The 3,131-nt window shown below is 58.9% G+C and carries 4 protein-coding genes and 2 pseudogenes; 5 read left to right on the top strand and 1 reads right to left on the bottom strand.

Features of this window, described 5'->3' with window-relative positions:
• From JWQ61_RS22090 to ldcA, 5 genes and pseudogenes are all read left to right on the top strand, one after another.
• A pseudogene (locus tag JWQ61_RS22090) lies at window positions 1-137 on the top strand (2'-5' RNA ligase); the annotation flags it as partial.
• Between the two features lie 298 nt (window positions 138-435).
• Window positions 436-1,071 (top strand): 7-carboxy-7-deazaguanine synthase, encoded by a 636-nt coding sequence (queE, locus tag JWQ61_RS03010; RefSeq protein WP_304359202.1) that lies wholly within the window; start codon window positions 436-438, stop codon window positions 1,069-1,071.
• 27 nt (window positions 1,072-1,098) lie between these two features.
• Window positions 1,099-1,548 (top strand): 6-carboxytetrahydropterin synthase QueD, encoded by a 450-nt coding sequence (queD, locus tag JWQ61_RS03005; protein ID WP_014005360.1) that lies wholly within the window; start codon window positions 1,099-1,101, stop codon window positions 1,546-1,548.
• Window positions 1,549-1,563: 15 nt separating this feature from the next.
• Window positions 1,564-2,031, top strand: a complete 468-nt coding sequence (gene tadA, locus JWQ61_RS03000; RefSeq protein WP_304359203.1) for a tRNA adenosine(34) deaminase TadA — start codon at window positions 1,564-1,566, stop codon at window positions 2,029-2,031.
• Entirely contained in the window at window positions 2,028-2,963 is a 936-nt protein-coding gene (ldcA, locus tag JWQ61_RS02995; RefSeq protein WP_304359201.1) for a muramoyltetrapeptide carboxypeptidase, read from the top strand. Before tadA ends, ldcA begins: the two co-directional genes overlap by 4 nt.
• Before the next feature lie 53 nt (window positions 2,964-3,016).
• On the opposite strand, the pseudogene JWQ61_RS02990 reads toward ldcA, so the two are convergent.
• Window positions 3,017-3,131 (bottom strand): annotated as a pseudogene (locus JWQ61_RS02990) (LysR family transcriptional regulator); the annotation flags it as partial.

The raw sequence follows: 3,131 nt of genomic DNA, 5'->3' as shown, positions 1-3,131 counted from the left end.
TGTTGTACGACAATCGCCTGGTTCCTCTAGGAACGATTGAACCCATCAGCTGGACCGCGCGCGAATTTGTCCTCGTGCATAGCCTGCTTGGCCAGACACGTCACGTACAACTGGGGCGCTGGGCATTCTCATCCTGATGTCGCAGAGCCGCATGCGGAGTGCGTCTGGTTGTCAAAAATGCAGCGTTACACCGTTCGAATACCGCCCGCGCGCCGCTGAAATTGGCTTTCTACGCTAAAATAGAGGGTTAGGTCGGCATCTGCTCACGGATCTGAGGCAGAAATGCAGCTTTCCCGCAAATCGACCTATCCCCCAAACCAGCAAAAAAACCATCGTTTTTGATAGTGAAAACGTCGGAAAACTGCGAGTATTGACAGTGTCAGGCCCGATATCCATGCGGATTTCAGCGGCTGGCGAACATATGCGAGAAGCACCGTGACCTACAGCATCAAGGAAATTTTCTACACATTGCAAGGCGAAGGCACCCATGCCGGCCGCCCTGCGGTGTTTTGCCGCTTCAGCGGCTGCAACCTGTGGACCGGCCGCGAAGAAGACCGCAGCACGGCGGTCTGCCAGTTCTGCGATACCGATTTTGTCGGCACCGACGGCGAGGGCGGCGGCAAGTTCAAGGATAGCGCTGCGCTGGCCAATGCCATCAATGCGCTCTGGCCGGAGACTTACGCCGCCAGCAAGTTCGTGGTGTTCACCGGCGGCGAACCCTTGCTGCAGCTGGATACGGCGCTGATAGACAGCATGCACGCGGCCGGTTTCGAGATCGCCATCGAAACCAACGGCACGCTGCTGCCGCCGCCGGGCATAGATTGGATCTGCGTTAGCCCGAAGATGGGTTCGGTACTGAAGCTGCGCAAGGGCAACGAGCTGAAAGTGGTGATCCCGCAGATCGGCCAGTCGCTGGCGGCATACGAATTGCTTGATTTCGAACATTTCTATGTGCAGGCCATGGATGGCCCGCAACTGGCGCACAATCTGGAACTGGCGATTGAGACCTGCAAGCGCAACCCGAAATGGAAGCTGAGCCTGCAAACCCACAAGCTGCTGCAGATTCCCTGAACAGATTTTTTAAAGAACCGATTACCTATGCTTACCATCACCCGCAAACTTGAATTCGACGCCGGCCACCGGATTCCCGACCACAAGAGCCAGTGCCGCAACCTGCACGGCCATCGCTATACGCTGGAAATCACCCTGGTCGGCGCCGTGATTGAAGTCGAGGGTAGTTCCGACAACGGCATGATCATGGATTTCTCCGACATCAAGACGCTGGCGAAACAGCATCTGGTGGATGTCTGGGACCACGCTTTCCTGGTCTACGAAAAAGACACGGCGGTGCGCGATTTCCTGGCGACGCTGCCGGATCACAAGACCGTCATCATCGACCGTATCCCGACAGTGGAAAACCTGGCGCGCACCGCCTACGATATCCTCAAGGCGGCTTACAAGGACCATTACGGCACCGGCCTGCACCTGCAAAAACTGGTGCTGCACGAAACGCCCAACTGCTGGGCAGAGATTTCCGAAGACCGTTGAGCGGCCCTGCCTATGATGCGTGACGCCATTTATATGCAGCAAGCCATTTCCCAGGCGCGCAATGCCTGGGCCTTGGGGGAAGTGCCGGTAGGCGCGCTGATCGTGAAAGACGGGCAAATCATCGCCACCGGCTTCAACCAGCCGATCGGCAACCACGATCCCACCGCGCATGCGGAAATCATGGCGCTGCGCGCAGCCGCCACCATCCTCGGTAATTACCGTCTGCCCGGTTGCGAAATGTACGTCACTCTGGAACCGTGCGCGATGTGCGCCGGCGCCATGATGCATGCGCGCCTGGCGCGTGTGGTGTTTGGCGCCAGCGACCCGAAGACCGGCGCCTGCGGATCGGTGCTCAACCTGTTCGAACAGGAACAGCTGAACCATCACACCGAGCTGACGGCTGGCGTGCTGGCAGAGGAATGTGGCACACTACTCAAAGAATTTTTCGCCGAACGCCGCCAAGCCCAACAAAAACAATCGTGACCGAACCTGTCCAAGCACCTTCCAAGAAATCCATCGGCGTCGCGCTGATCGCACCTGGCGGCTACGCCTCCGACGAAGCAGCGCTGGCGCGCGGCATCCTGGCGTTGCAAAGCCAGGGCTGCGTAGTCTATGACTACTACGATCCGGCTGCCAAATACCAGCGTTTCGGCGGCACCGACGCCGCACGGGTAGGGCAGATCTACGAGGCGATCGATAATCCGCAAGTGCAGATCGTGCTGGCGATACGCGGCAGCTATGGCATGTCGCGCCTGTTGCCATTGCTGGATTTTGAGCGCCTGGCCGCCAGCAAGAAGATATTTGTCGGCCATAGCGACGTCACCGCGCTGCACCTGGCTTTGCTGGCGCAGACTGGCGCCCCCAGCCTTGCCGGGCCGATGCTATGCAGCGATTTCGGCGAGGCCGAGCTGAGCGAGTTTACGATGTCGCATTTCTGGCAGTGCTTGCGGCAGCCGGAACAGGTGCTGCAAGTCAGCGCCGCCGGCAACCCGGCAGTCAACGCCAGAGGCACCTTATGGGGTGGCAACCTGGCGATGCTGAACCACCTGGTCGGCACTTCCTACCTGCCGCAGGTCGACGGCGGCATCCTGTTCCTGGAAGATATCGGCGAGCATCCGTATCGCATCGAGCGCATGATGCTGCAGCTGGAATACGCCGGCATCCTGGAGCGGCAGCAAGCGATCGTGCTGGGCGATTTTTCCAACTATCGGCTGGCGGAGCACGACAACGGCTATGACTTCGATGCCATGCTGGCTTACCTGCGCGCCCACATATCGGCGCCGATACTGGCCGGTTTGCCGTTCGGCCACATCCGCGACAAAGTGACCCTGCCGGTTGGCGCGCAGGCGCAATTGCTGTCGGATGCAAACGGTTTTCAACTGACCACCCAGAATCCGCTTACCTTGGTGTCCTGACTTCCGCGGGTAGAGGACATCTGCCTTCCAATTAATTTGACTCTGACCCTAATTTATTTGGTGGCGGCGAGCAGCCATTCTCTGAAGGCTTGCATCGCGGGGGTGGCTTGTTTTGATTTGAGGCGTGTCAGCCAGTAGCTGCCGCTGGCGATTTCGATGTCGAACGGG

Origin of the sequence: Collimonas fungivorans (assembly GCF_028292705.1) — a bacterium.
GTDB classification, from domain to species: Bacteria; Pseudomonadota; Gammaproteobacteria; order Burkholderiales; family Burkholderiaceae_D; genus Collimonas; species Collimonas fungivorans_B.
Note: the sequence above shows the minus strand (reverse complement) of the source record. Positions and strands in the feature narration are given on the sequence as shown.